Source organism: Enterobacter sp. Tr-810 (genome assembly GCF_011752765.1).
Lineage (GTDB): Bacteria > Pseudomonadota > Gammaproteobacteria > Enterobacterales > Enterobacteriaceae > Enterobacter > Enterobacter soli.
Genome location: NZ_VWWW01000001.1, coordinates 893,426 through 910,039, shown reverse-complemented (window position 1 = coordinate 910,039; position 16,614 = coordinate 893,426). Strand labels below are relative to the sequence as shown.

At 47.1% G+C, this 16,614-nt stretch carries 13 protein-coding genes; all 13 read left to right on the top strand.

The genetic code is table 11. From position 1 onward, the window contains the following. Positions 1-5 precede the first annotated feature (5 nt). Complete coding sequence (gene wcaM, locus F3J30_RS04360) at positions 6-1,397, top strand: colanic acid biosynthesis protein WcaM (protein WP_166716148.1); 1,392 nt, start codon at positions 6-8, stop codon at positions 1,395-1,397. A gap of 176 nt (positions 1,398-1,573) precedes the next feature. After that, positions 1,574-2,473, top strand: a complete 900-nt coding sequence (gene galF / locus F3J30_RS04355) for a GalU regulator GalF (RefSeq protein WP_166716146.1) — start codon at positions 1,574-1,576, stop codon at positions 2,471-2,473. A gap of 265 nt (positions 2,474-2,738) precedes the next feature. Then, positions 2,739-4,136 (top strand): mannose-1-phosphate guanylyltransferase/mannose-6-phosphate isomerase, encoded by a 1,398-nt coding sequence (locus tag F3J30_RS04350; protein ID WP_166716144.1) that lies wholly within the window; start codon positions 2,739-2,741, stop codon positions 4,134-4,136. After that, a complete protein-coding gene (cpsG, locus tag F3J30_RS04345) occupies positions 4,136-5,521 on the top strand; it encodes a phosphomannomutase CpsG (protein ID WP_166716141.1) in 1,386 nt (461 codons plus the stop codon). The genes F3J30_RS04350 and cpsG overlap by 1 nt, the downstream gene beginning before the upstream one ends. Before the next feature lie 34 nt (positions 5,522-5,555). Next, positions 5,556-6,866, top strand: a complete 1,311-nt coding sequence (locus F3J30_RS04340) for an O-antigen ligase family protein (RefSeq protein ID WP_166716138.1) — start codon at positions 5,556-5,558, stop codon at positions 6,864-6,866. Between the two features lie 2 nt (positions 6,867-6,868). Then, positions 6,869-8,005: a glycosyltransferase gene (locus tag F3J30_RS04335; protein WP_166716136.1), complete on the top strand. Its 1,137-nt coding sequence runs from the start codon at positions 6,869-6,871 to the stop codon at positions 8,003-8,005. Beyond that, entirely contained in the window at positions 7,998-9,164 is a 1,167-nt protein-coding gene (locus F3J30_RS04330) for a glycosyltransferase family 4 protein (RefSeq protein ID WP_166716134.1), read from the top strand. Before F3J30_RS04335 ends, F3J30_RS04330 begins: the two co-directional genes overlap by 8 nt. Next, positions 9,161-10,654, top strand: coding sequence for a lipid II flippase MurJ (locus F3J30_RS04325; protein WP_166716132.1), 1,494 nt, complete (start codon positions 9,161-9,163; stop codon positions 10,652-10,654). Before F3J30_RS04330 ends, F3J30_RS04325 begins: the two co-directional genes overlap by 4 nt. A gap of 12 nt (positions 10,655-10,666) precedes the next feature. Beyond that, a complete protein-coding gene (locus tag F3J30_RS04320; protein WP_014070916.1) occupies positions 10,667-11,866 on the top strand; it encodes a glycosyltransferase in 1,200 nt (399 codons plus the stop codon). Beyond that, positions 11,844-13,025 (top strand): glycosyltransferase family 4 protein, encoded by a 1,182-nt coding sequence (locus tag F3J30_RS04315; RefSeq protein ID WP_247650493.1) that lies wholly within the window; start codon positions 11,844-11,846, stop codon positions 13,023-13,025. The genes F3J30_RS04320 and F3J30_RS04315 overlap by 23 nt, the downstream gene beginning before the upstream one ends. A 44-nt stretch (positions 13,026-13,069) precedes the next feature. Continuing rightward, positions 13,070-14,506 (top strand): undecaprenyl-phosphate galactose phosphotransferase WbaP, encoded by a 1,437-nt coding sequence (gene wbaP / locus F3J30_RS04310; RefSeq protein WP_166716128.1) that lies wholly within the window; start codon positions 13,070-13,072, stop codon positions 14,504-14,506. Between the two features lie 158 nt (positions 14,507-14,664). Continuing rightward, positions 14,665-15,729: a dTDP-glucose 4,6-dehydratase gene (rfbB, locus tag F3J30_RS04305; RefSeq protein ID WP_166716125.1), complete on the top strand. Its 1,065-nt coding sequence runs from the start codon at positions 14,665-14,667 to the stop codon at positions 15,727-15,729. Between the two features lie 15 nt (positions 15,730-15,744). Then, the gene (gene rfbA / locus F3J30_RS04300; protein WP_166716123.1) at positions 15,745-16,611 is read left to right on the top strand and encodes a glucose-1-phosphate thymidylyltransferase RfbA; all 867 of its coding nucleotides are present in this window, start codon (positions 15,745-15,747) and stop codon (positions 16,609-16,611) included. The last annotated feature ends 3 nt before the right edge of the window (positions 16,612-16,614 follow it).

Genomic DNA, 16,614 nt, shown 5'->3' with positions numbered 1-16,614 from the left:
GTTGTATGCTGAAAAAAATTACCCGACGCTCATTTATTTCGGCCTGCTCTGTGCTGGCTGCAACCCCGTTGTTCTCTTCTCCTGTTGCCAGGGCGGCCGGTAGCCGCACGGTGAACATCAATCAGTACAACAACCATGACTGGATCGCCGCGTTTAAGCAGGCATTTGCCGAAGGCGATACCGTGGTGGTTCCCGCTGGCTTCACCTGTGACAACATCAATACCGGTATTTTTATTCCTGAGGGTAAAACGCTACTGATCCGTGGGGCGCTGACGGGCAACGGACGTGGTCGCTTTGTGTTACAGGATGGCTGCCAGGTGATCGGTGAAGCGGGAGGGCGTAGCGAAAATATCACCCTGGACGTTCGCGGATCGAATTGTGTTATCCGTGGGCTGGCGATGAGTGGTTTTGGCCCCGTTACCCAGATTTATATTGGGGGTAAAAAGCCACAAATTATGCGGAACCTTATTATTGATGACATTACTGTGACGCAGGCGAATTACGCTATCCTGCGCCAGGGATTTCATAATCAGGTGGCAGGTGCGCGCATAACCAACAGCCGTTTTAGCCATTTACAGGGGGATGCCATCGAATGGAACGTGGCCATTAACGACCAGGATATCCTGATCTCTGACCATGTTATCGATAACATCAACTGTACCAACGGCAAGATCAACTGGGGCATCGGCATCGGCCTTGCCGGAAGTACCTATGACAATGATTATCCTGAAAAGCAGGCGGTGAAGAATTTCGTGGTGGCGAATATTACTGGAAGCAATTGCAGGCAATTAGTCCATGTGGAAAACGGCAAACACTTTATTATTCGTAATGTGAAAGCCAAAAATATCACCCCTGATTTCAGTAAAAAAGCGGGAATTGATAATGCCACGGTAGCTATTTACGGCTGCGATAACTTTGTTATTGATAATATTGATATGGTCAATAGCGCTGGCATGTTAATTGGCTATGGGGTAATTAAGGGGGATTATCTTTCAATACCGCAGAACTTTAAAATCAATGATGTTAGCCTGGATAATAGGCAGCTTGATTATAAGTTGCGCGGTATCCAGATTTCATCCGGCAATGCCACCTCTTTTGTCGCCATCACCAACGTCAACATGACGCGCGCAACCCTCGAGCTTCACAATAAACCGCAACATCTTTTTTTGCGCAATATCAATGTGATGCAAGAGTCCACCATCGGCCCGGCACTGAAGATGAACTTTGATCTCCGCAAGGATGTCCGGGGCAAGTTTATGGCCAAAGAGGAGACGTTGTTGTCTCTGGCAAACATCAAGGCAGTAAATGAGAAGGGGCAAAGTTCGGTAGATATTGACCGGGTTGATCAGCAAATCGTGAATACGGATCGGCTAAATTTTAGACTGCCGCACGGTTAACCCGGATTTTGCTATTTTGCGATAATTCCTGGTATGAATCCGCGCGTGATTCAGAATGCAACTACTGTAATTTGTGATGGTAAAGCGTAATATCACCTGAAGGTTACGGTAAATCATGCTGGCGAAAACAGGTTAAAGAGCTATAATTCGTCAACCATTTTAAGGTGGAAGAAATAATGATTAATTTGAAAGCAGTCATTCCGGTGGCGGGCCTGGGTATGCATATGCTGCCAGCCACGAAGGCAATTCCTAAAGAGATGCTGCCAATCGTTGATAAGCCAATGATTCAGTACATCGTTGACGAAATTGTTGCCGCAGGGATCAAAGAAATCGTTCTGGTGACGCACTCATCCAAGAATGCGGTAGAAAACCACTTCGACACCTCTTACGAACTCGAAGCGCTGCTTGAGCAGCGCGTGAAGCGCCAGCTGCTGGCCGAAGTTCAGTCGATCTGTCCTCCTGGCGTGACCATCATGAACGTTCGTCAGGCGCAGCCACTGGGTCTGGGGCACTCCATTCTTTGTGCTCGTCCTGTTGTGGGTGACAATCCATTTATTGTTGTACTGCCAGACATCGTTCTGGACACCGCAACCGCCGATCCGCTGCGTTACAACCTCGCCGCTATGGTTGCGCGTTTCAATGAAACCGGCCGCAGTCAGGTTCTGGCGAAGCGCATGAAGGGCGATCTGTCTGAATACTCCGTCATCCAGACCAAAGAACCTCTGGAATCCGAAGGTCAGGTGAGCCGCATTGTTGAGTTTATCGAGAAACCGGATCAACCACAGACGCTGGATTCTGATCTGATGGCCGTTGGCCGCTATGTTCTGAATGCTGACATTTGGTCTGAACTTGAGAAGACAGCCCCTGGCGCCTGGGATCGTGTTCAGCTGACTGACGCCATTGCAGAGCTGGCGAAGAAACAGTCCGTTGACGCCATGCTGATGACCGGTGACAGCTACGACTGTGGTAAGAAAATGGGTTACATGCAGGCGTTTGTGAACTACGGAATGCGCAACCTGAAAGAAGGGCAGAAGTTCCGCGAGAGCATTAAGAAGCTGCTAGAAACGCATGACTAAACGACCGTTGTTGATGGCATAGTAAAACAGGAGACTACCCTGAAATTTCAGAGTGGTCTTTTGTCTTATATAAAGCATACAAACACGAATTCAGATTTTGGCATCAACGCTGCCGAATACCTTATTGTTAATCCGCCTGCAACCGAACGACACATGCAGCCCGGGAAATATCAATTTCGAATATTGCTTCTGGTAGCGTAAGCCAGGGGCGGTAGCGTGCCTTTTTTACACACAAACCCGTATTGAGCAAAGCAGGAGAAGCAGGATGTTACTTCCAGTGGTGATCGCAGGAGGAACAGGGAGTCGACTTTGGCCGATGTCTCGAGAGTTGCAGCCCAAGCAATTCCTTTCATTCCATCAGGGGGGATCAATGCTGCAAAACACGATCTCGCGTCTGAATGGGCTGGACGTGGCAGATCCGATTGTTATCTGTAACGAAGATCATCGTTTTCTGGTGGCGGAACAGTTAAGGCAAATGCGCAAACTGGCCGGCAACATCATTCTTGAACCTGTTGGTCGTAACACCGCTCCGGCTATCACTCTGGCTGCCTTACATGCGCTGGAAACAGGGGAGGACCCTGTGATGTTAATTCTGGCAGCCGACCACCTCATCGCCGATAACACAGCATTCCATTCGGTTATTACCGACGCAATTCCTTTCGCCGAAGACGGAAAACTGGTTACGTTTGGTATTGTGCCCACGCAGCCTGAGACTGGATATGGCTATATTCAGCGCGGCGAAGTGCAGCACGCGGGAAATTCAACGGCCTGGAAAATTAAGCGATTTGTTGAAAAACCCGACCAGGCAACCGCAGTTTCTTACCTCGAAAGCAAAGAGTACCTGTGGAACAGCGGCATGTTCATGTTCCGCGCTTCTGCTTATCTGAACGAAGTGGCGAAGTTTTGCCCGTCAATCCTTGAGGCATGTAAAAATGCCATGCAGCAGCCTGTCAACGATCTCGACTTTATTAAACTCGATAAAGAGATTTTCAACTGCTGCCCTTCAGATTCAATCGATTACGCCGTGATGGAACATACTGAGCTGGGCATCGTGACGGCAATGGATGCTGGCTGGAATGACGTGGGTTCGTGGTCTGCACTGTGGGAAACCTCTGCCCACGATGCGCAGGGTAACGCGCTGATTGGCGATGTCTTTACCCATAAAACGCGTGATTGCTATATTCGCAGCGAAGGTAAATTGACCGCGGCGTTAGGGGTCGATGACCTGATTATCGTGAATACCAAAGACGCGCTTCTGGTATCCCATAAAGATAATGTCCAGGACGTTAAAGTTGTTGTTGAACACCTCAAAGCAAATGCGCGAAGCGAATGCCGTGAACATACCACGCGCTATATGCCGTGGGGCCATGTCGAAACCCTGGTGCGTGATGCGCGATATAAAGTGAATCGCGTGACCATTATTCCTGGCGGCGAACTCTCTCTTCAGCTGCATCATCATCGTATTGAGCATTGGGTTGTCCTGACCGGAACGGCATTAATTGGTGTTGAAGGTAATGAAATTTATCTCACTGAAAATGAGTCAACGACCATTCCAGTTGGGAAAAAACATAAGCTGTCGAATCCTGGAAAAATAAATCTGGAGATTCTGGAAATTCAGTTTGGTAGTTATTTGGGCGAAGATGACGTACTAAGGATTTCGTAATGGACGATAAAAATAATAACAAGTTAACCTGTTTTAAAGCCTATGATATCCGTGGGAAATTAGGTGAAGAACTTAATGAAGATATCGCCTGGCGTATTGGCCGCGCTTATGCACAGTGTTTGGGACCAAAGCAGGTTGTCGTGGGCGGCGATGTACGTCTGACCAGTGAGTCATTAAAGATGGCGCTGGCAGAAGGGCTGATGGATGGCGGTTGCGATGTGCTTGATATCGGACTTTCCGGAACAGAAGAGATTTATTTTGCCACCTTCCATCTGAACGTCGATGGCGGCATTGAAGTGACCGCCAGCCACAACCCAATCAACTATAACGGGATGAAGCTGGTTCGCAGCGGCGCCCGTCCAATCAGCGGTGATACCGGTTTAAAAGACATTCAGCGCCTGGCGGAAGCCAACGACTTTACCCCCCATGAAAGCAAAGGGAGCTACAGGAAAGTTACTATTCTGAATGAGTATGTTGATCACCTTCTGGGCTATGTAAATCTCGATAATTTCCGTATCAAGCCAATGACGCTGGTCATTAACTCCGGTAATGGTGCCGCGGGACACGTCATTGACGAAATTGAACGACGCTTCAAAACGGCAGGTTTGCCGGTTGAATTCCATAAAGTTCATAACGACCCGGATGGTGCGTTCCCGCACGGCATTCCTAACCCGCTGTTACCTGAAGCACGCCAGGATACGGCAAATGCTGTTTTAGCCACTCAGGCGGATATGGGTATCGCGTTTGATGGTGATTTTGACCGCTGTTTCCTCTTCGATGAAAAAGCAAACTTCATCGAGGGTTACTATATTGTCGGGCTTTTGGCGGAAGCGTTCCTGAATAAGGAACCTGGCGCGAAAATTATCCACGACCCGCGACTGACATGGAACACCGTTGATATTGTTGAGACGGCGGGCGGTATCCCAGTGATGTCTAAAACCGGCCATGCATTCATCAAAGAGCGTATGCGTTCAGAGAACGCGGTTTACGGTGGTGAAATGAGTGCTCACCATTACTTCCGGGAGTTTGCCTACTGCGACAGTGGAATGATCCCGTGGCTTCTGGTTGCTGAGCTTGTTTTAACATCGGGTCGCTCACTTGGCTCGCTGGTGAAATCACGTATTGCCAGATTCCCTGTTTCGGGTGAAATCAACCGTAAAGTGGTCAATGCCGCAACGTTAATTGCAGATATCGAAGCCCGTTATTCATCGCAGGCCATTGATATTGATTATACGGATGGTCTGAGCATGTCGTTCTCCAACTGGCGTTTCAACATTCGTACGTCTAACACAGAACCGCTTCTGCGCCTTAATGTCGAAACGGATGCAGACTGGGATTTGATGGAAACAAAACGAGATGAGCTGTTAGGGCTGATAAATAGCTAATTATTAGAGTGCTTAATCGCGTGGGAAAATAGTAATGATAGAAGTGTTATTAGCAGCGTTAGGTTTAATTTTCTTTTTTGTTTTCCTCGCGCTTCCCTTACACATCAGGCTGTTAATGGTACTGGTGTGTAGCGTTCCGCAGCTATATCTGGTGCAACTGGGTGGGGCCGATGTCCCGCTTGCGTTTTTGATCCCTGCACTGCTCTTGCCCGAGTTTATTATTAATGCAAACCGGTTCTTAGCCAAACCAACGAACATCGCGCTTCTGGGACTGATTTGTATCAGTATCTTGAGCCTTGCGTGGTCGGTTGAAAAATCAATGGGCATTCGCGATATTGCTTATCTAACTGAGTTTATCGTGATTTCAAATGCCATCTATGTTCTGGCATTAAAAGACCGGATAGCGCTCTATAAAACCATCAATGTGATGATATTTTTTATTTGCTTACAGGCAATTACCGTCATCATCTTCAGGTTGAATGAGTCGCTGGAGCTGGCGATAGTTCTTTCCCCGGTAAGTAAATTTACCATGGGAATGAATACGCTTCAGGGGTTACTGGATGGGGTCAGGAATAACTTCTACGATCCGGTAAAAGCGGGCGGTGTACTGTTTGTGAATGCCAACGCTGCGGCATGTTATGCGGGTATTTCATCTTTCATGGCATGGGGTATTTATAAAGCGTTGAAGTCCAAAATAACGCTGCTTATGGCGATTCTGTTGTGGGTGACGGTCTTCTTTACAGGGTCAAAAGCGGGCGTGCTCTTTGCTGTGCTGATCCCTGCCTTCATTTTCTACCTGAAATTACAACGTTCGACAAAGGTCGTTGTTGGCTCGGTTGGCGCCTCTTTTGCCATCATTTTAATCGCTATTAGCGTTATTTTCAGCGTTGTTGGGCAGAGTGGCTTTTTACAGGAGTCAACTGACACCGCTGAAACGCGCTATCAAATATGGAACTATGCGTTCAATGCATTTTTAAACAACCCGCTGATGGGCCAGGGCTTTGGCGGATGGGAAGTGGATTACAGTAAACACAGTGACTATTTTCTCCCTCCGCATAACACCTTGATCTATCTTTGGTCGAAGTCCGGGGTGATTGCGTCGATCATGGGGTTAGGCTTCATTTTGAGCAGCATCGGCATTGCACTGCGAGCAATCAAAAATGCGAATACAGAACAGCGGAATCTTGGCTTCTCTTTATTAATGGTGCTCTCCTGGCAGTTTGCGCACGGTTTTGGTGAAAACTTCGGCCTGATCGGTGAACAGCATCAGATGGTGGTATTGGCAGTCATGCTGGGGTTATGTATGGCAGGGAACGTACCGATAACTCGAAAAAACAAGGGATAAGAATGAAAACGGTCGGTATTTTCAGGAACCAGCTATTTAAAGGTTCAGAGGTTTTTATCCAGCAGCAGGCTGAGGCTATTCAGCATTTCGAAAAGCGTTATATCGGCAGGCGTGTCATTGGTAAAAAACCTGAAGGCGCGATCGCCTGTGTATTAAATGAACATGGCGATTTGCAAGGTAAAATTGCTGAGATGCTGAATGCGATAACCACATCAGCACTGCCTTATAACGCTGTCCTGAGAGAGCAATCTTTAGATCTCATTCATGCACACTTTGCGATAGACGGGCTTTATGCGTTAAAACTGGCGCAACAGAAAAATATCCCTCTGGTGACAACCCTTCACGGCTTTGATGTGACCGTCAGCAACAAAGATCTGCTGGCATCGCGCTCACCGGCATGGATTAACTATCTCATTCACCAGAACAAAGTGAAAAGTCAGGGCGATAAGTTCATCTGCGTTTCTGATTTCATCGCTCAGAAAGCCCTGCGTCATGGCTTCCCTGAAAACAAGATAGTCCAGCACTATATCGGTATTGATGTTGATAAATACCAGCCTCGTGAAAAAGAGGACGATCAGGGCGTTATCCTGCATGTGGCGAGACTGGTTGAGAAAAAAGGGACGGCCGTTTTAATTAACGCTATTAAGCATGTTAAAGCGCAATACGCGGAAGCGAAACTGGTCATCATCGGTGACGGGCCGTTAATGGCGGGACTGAAGGCGCAGGTTGCATCATTAGGGCTGGAGCAGAACGTGACCTTTACCGGTGCGTTGCCACATCCCGATGTTATGGCATGGATGCGCAAAGCCAGTATGCTGGTTTTACCTAGCATTACGGCCAAAACAGGGGATGCAGAAGGTCTGGGCATGGTGCTGCTCGAAGCGGCAGTAACGGGTGTTCCGGTAATTGGTACCCATCATGGCGGTATTCCGGAGGCCATTATCGATGAGCACACCGGCTTTTTGGTCACTGAGCGTGATGACAAGCAGTTGGCGGACAGAATTTCATTCCTGCTTAATGACGAACAAAAACGCGCTGAAATGGGCAGGAATGCACGCAACTTTATCAGCGAAAAATTCAATTTATCGACGCAAACCTTAAAGTTAGAAAAAATTTATCAGGAACTGATTCATGGCTGAAGAAGTTATTATTTTTGCTCGCTCCCTTCCATTCCACCATCTTGGTGGCATGGAAGTCGTGGCATGGGATCTTGCTGTGCAGTTAAAGGTAAAAGGGTTCGATGTTAAGGTTGTGACGACAGATTTTGACGCACAGGTTCCTGCTTCAGAGCATCTTCCTGAAATCATTAAGATTAAAAATATTCCGAGGGCTGCGTATTCGAAAGGATGGTGGTCTGAAACAGAGAAGTTAGCAGAGTGCTGGAGCAATAAAGAAAATGTCCGCGCGGTGATAAGCATCAGTGCTGGCGCATTTAGTACGCTAAAGCATAAAAAGCTGTTCCCTGAAGCGAAGTTCATCATGCAGGCCCACGGGACATCGGTCGGTGAATTCGTTTCCAAACTGAAAACCCGGCAGATTAAAAAAGTCTTGTCCAGTGTAAAAAACGTACTCGGTTTTTACTCAGACGCTAAGCACTATTCCCACTTCGACTGGATTGTGGCGGTGGGTGAAGCTGTCCGGGCTGATTTAACGAATTTCCCGACTCGTCTTATTTGTGGCAAGAGCAAGGTGGCGAAGATCGAGAATGGCATTGATGAACAGCTTTTCTCCGATGAGACATCGCAAAAAGTTGCCTTGCGGGAGCAACTGGGCATCGCGCCTGATGCGCTGGTATTTTTGTCTGCTTCACGTTTGCATGAGCAAAAAGGGGTAGATAAAAATATTGAGTTGTTTGCTCAGATCAGAAAACTCAAGCCTGATGCAAAACTGCTGATTTGCGGCAATGGTCCCTATGAACCGCAGTTGCGGAAGAAGGTTGACGAGCTTGCATTGAGCCAGGACGTGCTGTTCATGGGCGCGAAAACCAGAAATGAATTAGCCAATCTCATGCAATGCGCCGATCTCTTTTTGTTCCTGACGAAAAGAGTGGAAGGATTACCCTTAAACGTACTTGAAGCGATGAGTGCAGGATTGCCATTAATTATCTCCGAACACCTGACATTTAGCGAAGGTGAAAAGATTTTCAAATGCAATCCAAATGAAATTCCTACAGGACAAGTGCTTGCTTATATTGAATCGGTTAGCAACATGGAAAGAGAATCATATATTCCGGTTAAAAACACATTGAGTTACGCCGTGGGTGAATATATTTCATTATTTCAAAGAATCTCTAAATGAAAAAAGCCATTAGCCAGTTGCTTGGCGGAAACATGCTCTCAAAAGTTCTCGGATTGATACGAGAAGTTTTGATGGCGAAATTTTTTGGTACAGGTGATATCAACGGGGCTTACCGAATTGCCCAGACCGGCACCTTAGTACCCATTAACTTCATGACAAGCGATAGCCTGAATTCAGCATTTATTCCGTTATATAAAAAGTATCTCACAGAAAACGAGTTTCGTGCTTCAACGTTCAAGTTGTGCATGTTCATGTTCTTTGCTGTGATTTCGCTGCTGCTATTTTTCGTCCTGTTCTTTTTATCGGATTATTGGGTCGGCGTTATGGCTCCGGGCATTAATGGCAATGCCCGTGAAATGACCAATGAACTGTTCAAGATAATGGCGATTTGCTGCCCATTCTATCTCTGTTCTGGCTTGATAAACTACATATCAATGGCGCATGGGGATTATAAACCCATGTCCATGCGTGCCTCTATTCAGAACGTGGGGATGCTGTTAGGGGTTGTTGCTGCCTATTATTATAATAATTATTTGTTGTTGGCGTGGGGCTTTACGGGGAGTTACATCGTCTTTAGCTTCTGGGCGGTGATCAGAGCCAAAAAAGGCAATATTCTCAACCTGCCGGAACGGTTTGAGATGGCGGAAGTTAAGCAGGTGATGAATAGCTTCTGGATAACGTTACGCCCATTGCTGCTGCTGCCCCTGATTCTTCAGGGAAACATCACGCTCGAAAGGGCGCTGGCGTCGTTACTCAGTATTGATGTGGTATCTGGTCTGGATTATGCCCGCTTTATTACTGATACCGTCACCTTCATCCTGTCGGTTCCTATTGCTTTTGCGGGTTTGCCTGTCTGGTCTTCGCAATCTCCTGAAGTTGTCCGGGAAAAAGTCACCACGATTTATAACTGGCTGGCACTGCTCTCGATGAATATGTCCTTTTTCATCTTTGTGTATGCCAGGGACATTGTGGTTCTGCTCTTTATGCGTGGGCAGTTCAATGAACACTCAGTAACAGTAACAACGGACATCATCCAGGGGATGTGTATCGGCCTGTGGGCACAGGTTATCGGTTACATTTTCATTAAAGCGCTCAGCGCACATCTCAATAATAAGCAGGTCCTGATTGTGATGATCGTGGCGCTGTTGAGTAACGCACTGGTTAACCTGGCCACATACAAGATTTGGGGGGCATTCGGTCTTGGGATCGGTAACTCTATTTATGGGCTGGTCATGTTCGTTTGCAGTGCATGGTATCTTAAAATCGCAAAAGATCTCATCCCTGCGGCGTTGAAGATTGTCCCTGGGTTAGTGATATACGCCTTACTGATGCTGGCTTTAGGAAACGTCATTACTGAACCTGGTAATGTGATGGTCAGATTGCTAGTGAATGGCACATTATTCGTAATGTTTAGTCTGTTATGGGCAATGTTGTTCCCCATGTACCGCAAGGGTATTAAAGGGATTTTCATCAAAAAGGGACTGAGATAACATATTAATCTTATGAAAAATACTACAGACATTAACGACATCGTCGTCTTATCGACAGCAGACTGGGACAACCCTTTCTGGACAAACAAACAGCATGTGGCCGTAGAGCTGGCAAACCGCGGGCATCGCGTTCTGTATATTGAATCTCTGGGGCTGCGCCGCCCAAGCGTGAACAAGAAAGATCTCTCGCGTATCTTCCGTCGCGTATTAAAAGCGATTAAAGCCCCTCGTCAGGTGCGTGACAATATCTGGGTCTGGTCGCCAATATCGATCCCATTCAATAACTATGCGTTTGTCCGTAAGCTCAACAAGCTGATTCTCAGCAGTGCACTCAAGTTCTGGTGCTGGCGATTGAAGTTCAAAGATGAAACACTTTGGACCTACAACCCGCTAACCACTCGTTTTCTTGAGCCGAGTGATTTTGGTTACGTTGTCTATCATTGCGTGGATGAAATTAAAGCGCAGCCGGGAATGCCGGTAGACATCCTCCAGGATGCGGAAGAAGAGCTGGTACGTCGCGCGGATATCACCTTCGTGACTTCCCTGACGCTGCTTAAATCAAGACAGAAATGGAGCGATGAGGTTTATTACTTTTCGAATGTGGCCGACTATAACCACTTTTCTACCGCGCTTGACGAGACTTTGCCTGTACCCGCAGACCTGAGCCAGATCCCGGAGCCAAGAATTGGTTTCATCGGTGCAATCAGTGGCTATAAGGTTAATTTCTCGCTGCTGGAAGAGATAGCGAAGGCGCATCCGGAATGGTCTATCGTGATGATCGGCGATGTCGGCGAGGGTGACCCGAATACCGATGCGACTCAGTTAACCCGTCATAAGAATATTCATCTGATTGGCCCAAGATCGTACCAGCAGTTACCGGGGTATCTGAAAGGGTTCACGGCGACGTTGTTGCCGAACAATTTGAATGAATACACCGCCTCGATGTTCCCAATGAAGTTCTTTGAATATCTGGCTGCGGGGAAGGCCGTTGTGAGCGTGGACTTAGCGTCATTATGTGACTTTAAAGACTATGTTCGTATTGCTCACACGCCAACAGATTTTATTTCAGCACTGGAAGATATTACGTCAGGTAACCGGATTTCTGTTGAGAAATGCCAGGAACTTGCCCAACAGTATACCTACCAGTCCCGCACTGAAAAAATGTTTAAGTTAATTGATGAGAAGCGTAATGAAAGTAGCAATCGTTCATGAGTGGTTCAGTTCCTATGCCGGTTCTGAAAAAGTAGTTGAGCAAATTCTGCGTTGCTATCCAGAAGCGGATGTATTTGCCGTATGTGATTTTTTAAAACCAAAAGACAGACATTTTCTGAATAATAAAAAAGTCGCGACGACCTTCATCCAGCGTTTACCTTTTGCCGCTAAAAAATTCCAGTCCTACCTGCCATTGATGCCACTGGCAATCGAGCAGCTTGATATGTCTGCTTATGATGTGGTGATTTCAAGTAGCCACGCGGTGTCTAAAGGGGTGATCACTGGGCCGGACCAGATCCATGTTTCTTATGTTCACTCGCCAATACGCTATGCATGGGATTTCCAGCACCAGTATTTGCGTGAATCAGGCTTAAACAAAGGTCTTAAGGGCTGGCTTGCTAAGTATCTGCTGCACAAAATCCGTATCTGGGACTACCGTACAGCTGCGGGTGTTAACTATTTCATCGGTAACTCGCAGTTTATTGCCCGTCGTATCAATAAAGTTTATGGCAGACAAGCAGACGTCATTTATCCGCCAGTGAATACGGATAAGTTTGAGTTCAGCGACAGCAAAGAAGACTTTTATCTGGCCGCATGTCGTATGGTTCCTTATAAGCGTGTCGATCTTATCGTCAGCGCGTTTGCCAAAATGCCGGATAAAAAACTCATCGTTATCGGCGATGGTTCAGAAATGGACAAGATTAAACAACTGGCGACCAGCAACATCACCTTACTGGGTTATCAGGACGATGCGGCGCTGGTGGACTACATGAAGCGTGCGAAAGCCTATGTCTTCGCTGCTGAAGAGGACTTTGGTATCTCTCCTGTAGAGGCGCAGGCTAGCGGTACCCCGGTTATCACCTATGGCAAAGGCGGATGCCTTGAAACTGTTAAGCCACTGGGTAGCGAAAAACCAACGGGTCTGTTCTTCTTCGAACAAACGGCGGAGTCCATTTGCGAAGCTGTGAATACTTTTGAGAAATACGCGAGTGAAATTAAGCCTGAAGATTGCCGCGAACATGCGTTGAGCTTCTCTGAGCAACGTTTCCGTGATGAGATTAGCAGTTATGTTGATAATGCCTGGGCTCAATACTCTGAGTCATTGATTAACACTCAGGCTGCCAGAGTGCAGAACGGCTATACTCACCCCGAGAAATAATGACCACGGGCATAAATCAGATGATTTATGCCAGGGAATGAATAATGAAAAGTAGCGTATTTAAAGATCAAAAGAGAGAGTTTATATGTCGGGCCGCATTAATTGCGTCCGATTTTTTCTGGCTTAATATTTCGTTAGGCCTGTCTTTTTTAACTATCATGTTTTTTATTGGCGATTTAAATACTTTTATGCCAATTCGTCAGATTGATGTACGACTGCTGTCGCATCTGATCCTGACTGCGTTATGTGTCTTTTGGTTTGGTGTTCGTCTGCGTCATTATGCGCAGAAAAAACCTTTCTGGTCTGAGCTAAAAGAAACACTGCGTACCATTGTCATTTTTTCAGTATTTGACCTGGCGTTGGTTGCGTTCTCCAAGTGGCACTTCTCACGCTATATCTGGGCCTATTGCTGGATCTATGCCATCATTATGGTGCCGTTATCACGGGAAATCACCAAAGTTTTGTTGGATAAACTGGGCTACTGGAAAAAACGTACCGTGATTTTAGGTGCAGGTCGTAATGCCCGGGAAGCTTATTATGCCTTGCAAAGCCATGAAGTCTCTGGCTTCAAAATCGATGCGTTTTGCGATTTTGATGCAACGGCAGATATGATGGAAGAGTGCCCAGTCATTAAAGATGAAGCCACTCTTCTCACCCAGTACAATGCTTTTTCGACCCAGTTCGTCGTCGCTTGCGATTTTGATGAAAAGGATAAATTTGAAAACTGGTTACGCTTCTTAGCCAAACATAAATGCCGTAACGTTATTATCATTCCTTCGCTGCGTGGATTCCCGCTTTACGGTACCAGTATGTCCTTCATCTTTAGCCATGAAGTATTACTGTTGCAGGTTCATAATAACCTCTCTAAAGCGACCTCGCGTTTTATCAAACGAACCTTCGATATCGTCTGTACGTTAGGTATTCTTCTTGTTTCATCGCCACTGTTTGTCTACCTCTGGTACAAAGTTTCTCGTGATGGTGGCCCGGCAATCTACGCCCATACCAGGATTGGCCGTCGTGGTGAGAAATTCGATTGCTACAAATTCCGCTCAATGGATATCAACTCTAAAGAGATCCTCGAGAAGCTACTTGAAAACGATGCTGAAGCCAGGGCCGAGTGGGAAAAAGATTTCAAACTTAAGGATGACCCACGCATTACGTCTATCGGCCGCTTTATTCGTAAAACAAGCCTCGACGAATTACCGCAGCTATTTAACGTGCTCAAAGGCGAGATGAGCCTGGTTGGCCCGCGTCCGGTTATTCATGAAGAGCTGGAACGTTATGCCGATGACGTTGACTACTACCTGATGGTAAAGCCGGGGATGACTGGGTTATGGCAGGTAAGTGGCCGTAACGATGTTGATTACACCACCCGCGTGTACTTCGACTCCTGGTACGTGAAAAACTGGTCATTGTGGAATGACATCGTCATCTTATTCAAAACCGTAAACGTGGTTCTGTTCAGAAAAGGGGCTTATTAATTTCCAACGCAATACAGCCGTTGAAAATGGTGGTGTTTGTATCGGCCACTTACAAGGTACCTTTTGAAGAGAGACTCTGAGGACAGGGCGAGTAACCTCTGGTTGCTTGCTTTTGCGTCGATGTCTCCTTTGGTTAAATGACTGAAAGTGAATGAAATATGAAAATACTCGTAACCGGTGGCGCAGGGTTTATTGGGTCTGCCGTTGTTCGTCATATTATTAACAATACTCAGGATACGGTTTGCGTTGTAGATTGTTTAACCTACGCTGGCAACCTTGAGTCCCTGGCATCCGTAGAAAATAATCCTCGTTATTCATTTTCGCGTACGGACATCACCGATGCTAAAGGTATTGGCACACTTTTCAGGGAGTTCCAGCCTGATATCGTCATGCATCTGGCCGCAGAAAGTCATGTCGATCGCTCTATTGATGGTCCGGCAGCTTTTATCCAGACCAACGTGATTGGCACTTTTACGCTGCTTGAAGCGGCGCGTAACCATTACGCATCACTGGACGGTAAACAGAAAGACACTTTCCGTTTCCACCATATTTCAACTGATGAAGTATTTGGCGATCTGCATGATGCTGAAGGCCTGTTCGCTGAGCAAACGGCTTATGCGCCGAGCAGCCCGTATTCCGCATCAAAAGCAGGCAGCGACCATTTAGTGCGCGCATGGAACCGTACCTATGGTTTGCCGGTGGTGATCACCAACTGTTCCAATAATTATGGCCCGTATCATTTCCCTGAAAAACTGATCCCTCTGATCATCCTCAATGCGCTGGCGGGTAAACCTCTGCCGGTGTATGGCAATGGTGAACAGGTCCGTGACTGGTTATATGTCGAGGATCATGCCCGCGCACTATACAAAGTCGCAACGGAAGGCAAAGAGGGGGAGACATACTGTATTGGTGGTCACAACGAGCGCAAAAACATCGAAGTGGTAAAAACCATTTGCGCCATTCTCGATAAAATTATTGATAAAAAGCCCGCGAATGTTCTTAGTTTCGCAGAGCTGATTACCTTTGTGGCCGATCGTCCTGGACATGATCTCCGCTACGCCATCGATGCCAGCAAAATTAAGCGCGAACTCGGATGGGTGCCGCTGGAAACGTTCGAAAGTGGCATAGAGAAAACGATCAACTGGTATCTCACCCACGAAGGATGGTGGCAGCGGGTGCTCGATGGCTCCTATGCTGGCGAGCGTCTTGGTCTGAGCAAATAATCGAGGTATAGCGCGATGAAAGGAATTGTATTAGCGGGTGGGTCAGGGACCCGTCTGTATCCAATTACACAAGGTGTGTCGAAACAGTTGCTCCCGATTTACGACAAACCGATGATTTTCTATCCCGTGTCAGTCCTGATGCTGGCCGGGATCCGCGATATTTTAATCATCACCACGCCAGAAGATATGCCCGCTTTTCAGCGTTTGATGAAAGACGGCTCCCAGTTTGGCGTGAATTTCACCTATGCAGTGCAACCCTCCCCAGACGGCCTTGCTCAGGCGTTTATCATCGGTGAGAAGTTTGTCGGTAACGACACCTGCGCCCTGGTGCTAGGCGACAATATCTTCTTTGGCCACGGTTTCAGTAAGAAGCTGGAAGATGCGGCCAGCAAAACTAAAGGCGCCACGGTATTTGGGTATCAGGTTCAGGATCCTGAACGTTTTGGCGTGGTGGAGTTTGATGAGCATTACAAAGCCATCTCCATTGAAGAAAAACCGCTGAAGCCAAAATCGAACTGGGCGGTGACGGGTCTCTATTTCTACGATAATAACGTGCTGGAAATGGCGAAAGAGGTGAAACCTTCTGCCAGAGGTGAGCTGGAAATCACGACCCTGAATCAGATGTACCTCGATCGCGGAGAGCTGGACGTGGGGCTTCTTGGGCGCGGATTCGCGTGGCTTGACACCGGGAATCACGATAGTCTTATCGAAGCGTCTCAATATATTCACACTATTGAAAAGCGCCAGGGAATGAAGGTGGCTTGTCTTGAAGAAATTGCGTTTCGCAAAAAATGGCTGACGGCGGATGACATCGCTGTTCAGGCGGAAAAACTCAAGAAGACGTCATATGGTCAATATCTGGCAATGTTGATTAAAGAGTAACGG